The 3,289-nt window shown below is 44.6% G+C and carries 4 protein-coding genes and 1 pseudogene; 4 read left to right on the top strand and 1 reads right to left on the bottom strand.

Annotation, left to right across the window (positions count from 1 at the left end):
* From IM477_RS18705 to IM477_RS18695, 3 genes and pseudogenes are all read left to right on the top strand, one after another.
* Positions 1 to 487, top strand: a 487-nt coding sequence (locus IM477_RS18705; RefSeq protein WP_287733020.1) for an Rpn family recombination-promoting nuclease/putative transposase, incomplete at its 5' end; no start/stop codon positions are given.
* A gap of 52 nt (positions 488 to 539) precedes the next feature.
* Positions 540 to 689 (top strand): annotated as a pseudogene (locus IM477_RS18700) (flagellar assembly protein H); the annotation flags it as partial.
* A complete protein-coding gene (locus IM477_RS18695) occupies positions 690 to 1,502 on the top strand; it encodes an Rpn family recombination-promoting nuclease/putative transposase (protein WP_287733019.1) in 813 nt (270 codons plus the stop codon).
* Between the two features lie 64 nt (positions 1,503 to 1,566).
* On the opposite strand, the gene IM477_RS18690 is transcribed toward IM477_RS18695, so the two are convergent.
* Entirely contained in the window at positions 1,567 to 2,619 is a 1,053-nt protein-coding gene (locus IM477_RS18690; protein ID WP_287733018.1) for a 6-bladed beta-propeller, read from the bottom strand.
* 236 nt (positions 2,620 to 2,855) lie between these two features.
* Here IM477_RS18690 and IM477_RS18685 point away from each other — a divergent pair.
* Positions 2,856 to 3,289: RpnC/YadD family protein (locus tag IM477_RS18685; RefSeq protein WP_287733017.1), on the top strand; the 434-nt coding region annotated here is incomplete at its 3' end.

Below are 3,289 nucleotides of genomic sequence, written 5' to 3'. Positions count from 1 at the left end.
TGATTCCCCCCTAGTACAAGAAAATACTTTCCGTCTGGGGGAAACCTTTCATTCTTTTCAAGTCATCCGTCTTTGGGAAGAAAATACGCCACAATTTTTCCATCATCCCGGTTTATTACCCTTTGCCATCCTCAGCAATACTGATGATCCCGAACAGGTGTTAAGTCAGGTGTCCCGTTCTCTAGAAACTATCTCCCAAAAACAGGTGCAAAGCAATCTCGCTGCCGCTACCAGTATTCTCGCCGGGTTAGTATTAAATCGAGAGACGATTAAAAATATTCTTCGGAGTGACATTATGAGAGAATCCGTCATCTATCAAGATATTTTAGAGGAAGGCCAGGAAAAGGGACTACAAAAAGGTAAGGAAGAAAAAGCCCGACAAATTGCCCTAAAAATGCTATCCGCTGGCTTTCCTATCCCAGAAATCGCCCGATTTACCGATCTATCCCCCGACGCGATCGAAGAATTACAATCGAGAGACGATTAAAAAAATTCTTCGGAGTGACATTATGAGAGAATCAGTCATCTATCAAGATATTTTAGAGGAAGGCAGAGAGGAAGGAGCATTAACCGCTAAATTAAACTCTATTCCCCGTTTATTGGCTTTAGGGTGAAGTGTAGAACAAATTGCCCAAGCTTTAGACTTAGATATTGAACAAGTACCACAAGTCATTGAGGGACAAAATTGAGTGAAAACGGACAGTATTTTCTATCGTCTCTTTCAGACTTTTCCTGAAAGTTTCTTTGATTTGCTGAATCTTCCCCCTGAAACCGTCAATCATTATCAATTTTCCTCCGTAGAAGTTAAACAACTCGCTTTTCGTTTAGATGGGGTCTTTCTTCCTGATAACCTTAATGAACCGATTTACTTTGTTGAGGTACAATTTCAAAAAGATGAACGGTTTTACTCGCGCTTTTTTAGTGAAATATTTCTCTATTTTCATCAAAGTGAGAGTAATAACAATTGGCAAGGGGTGATCATTTATCCCCATCGGGAAATTGAAAATAGTCCCAAATCTCGTTATCAAGAATTCTTTGAGTCAGGCCGGGTTAACTGTTATTATCTGAATCAGTTAGATGAGGGGGATTCTCTGGGGGTAAAAGTGTTACAATTAATTGTGGAATCGGAAGCCAACACCTTAGGGCAAGGAAAAGAACTGATTCAACAAGTTAGACAACAATTCCAGGAGTCTTTAAAAAGAGAGGACATTCTAGAATTAATTGAGACAATTCTCATTTATAAATTGCCCAAATTAAACCGTAAGGAGATAGAAAAAATGTTTAGTTTAAGTGATCTAAGAGAAACTAAAGTCTATCAAGAAGCTTTAGAGGAAGGCAAAGAGGAAGGCAAAGAGGAAGGCAAAGAGGAAGGCAAAGAAGAAAAAGCTCGACAAATTGCTCTAAAAATGCTATCTGCTGGCTGTCCTATCCCAGAAATTGCCCGATTTACCGATTTATCCCCCGCAACTATCGAGGACTTACAAAGGCAGCAGGACAATTAAAGCTTTTAACCGCAAAGGGTGGGGAATTAGGAAAATTTTAACTCATCTCCCCACTCCACACCGATTAACCACGTTTAGCGAGGCGAAGCACCACTAAACCGCCCCCTAGTATGCCTAATCCGATAATACTAGAAGGTTCGGGCGTTCTGAATACCTGTACGCGATTGTTGACCGTATCGGCTACATAGATATTACCACCGCTACCGACAGCGATACCTTGGGGCATACTGAACTCACCGTTCCCCATACCTTGGCTACCGAAAGCGAACTGGAAGACACCACTGGGGTTGAATACCTGTACGCGATCGTTGAACGTATCGGCCACATAGATATTACCGCTGCCATCGACAGCGATACTGAAGGGGGCTTCGAACTGACCGTCCCCCGAACCTTGGCTACCGAAAGCGGACTGGAAGACACCACTGGGGTTGAATACCTGTACGCGATTGTTGAACGTATCGGCTACATAGATATTACCACTGCTATCGAAGGCGATAGCTTGGAGTCCATCGAACTGACCGTCCCCCGAACCATGGCTACCGAAAGCGGACTGGAAGACACCACTGGGGTTGAATACCTGTACGCGATTGTTGCCCGTATCGGCTACATAGATATTACCACTGCTACCGACCGCGATACCGTAGGGGCCTTGGAACTGACCGTCCCCCGAACCTTTGCTACCGAAAGCGGACTGGAAGACACCACTGGGGTTGAATACCTGTACGCGAGCGTTGTCCGTATCGGCTACATAGATATTACCACCGCTACCGACGACGATACCGTAGGGGGTCGAGAACTGACCGTCCCCCGAACCTTTGCTACCGAAAGTGGACTGGAAGACACCACTGGGGTTGAATACCTGTACGCGATCGTTGAACGTATCGGCTACATAGATATTACCCCCGCTATCGACAGCGATAGCGGAGGGGGAATTGAACTCACCGTCCCCCGTACCAGAGCTACCGAAAGTGAAGTAAAAACTGGCCGCAGTGGCACTGGTGGCGATACTAATACATCCGATCGCAGTGGCCGTGACTAGGGAAAAGGATTTGAGCAGAGCCTTTGATAAGCTACGCTTCTCCCGCCCCCCATGATTGATAACTTTAGATAGGGACATAAAACTTCAGAAAATCTGCTCCTAATATACCCTTTCCTCTCGCAATTGTCAAGAAATTTCTGGTAAGATGTGACAAATTTGCCGATATTTATACAATTTAGTCCATGGTTAGAATTGAATTTTGCCGATAATGTATTCCGCGCTACGATTCTCCTCGGCAACAGTTACGGCGAATACAGGATGTGAACACCGGCGATCGAGGGTATCCTAGGAGAAACGGAAAGTAATCCCTGACGATGTTTGATAATATTTGTAAATTTATTGCCGAAAACTTCTCCGATGATTTAGCCACTTGGTTATTGGGTTCTCCCCTCTCCTTAACCGTCCTCGACCCGACGGAATTACAATTAGACCCCATTCGTGCCGATTCTCTGATTTTTTTGCAGTCAGAGGAATTGATTCTCCATACCGAGTTTCAAACCGACCCCGACTCTAAGATTCCTTTCCGAATGCTCGATTATCGCATTCGCGTCTATCGTCGTCATCCCCAAAAACCAATGCGTCAGGTGGTAATTTATCTGCGACGCAGTGATTCCCCCCTAGTACAAGAAAATACTTTCCGTCTGGGGGAAACCTTTCATTCTTTTCAAGTCATCCGTCTTTGGGAAGAAAATACGCCACAATTTTTCCATCATCCCGGTTTATTACCCTTTGCCATCCTCAGCAATAC

The organism is Microcystis sp. M090S1 (genome assembly GCF_020246295.1).
In the GTDB taxonomy this organism is placed as follows: Bacteria; Cyanobacteriota; Cyanobacteriia; order Cyanobacteriales; family Microcystaceae; genus Microcystis; species Microcystis aeruginosa.
The sequence above is the reverse complement of the archived record's forward strand: the minus strand, read 5'-3'. Positions and strand labels throughout refer to the sequence as shown.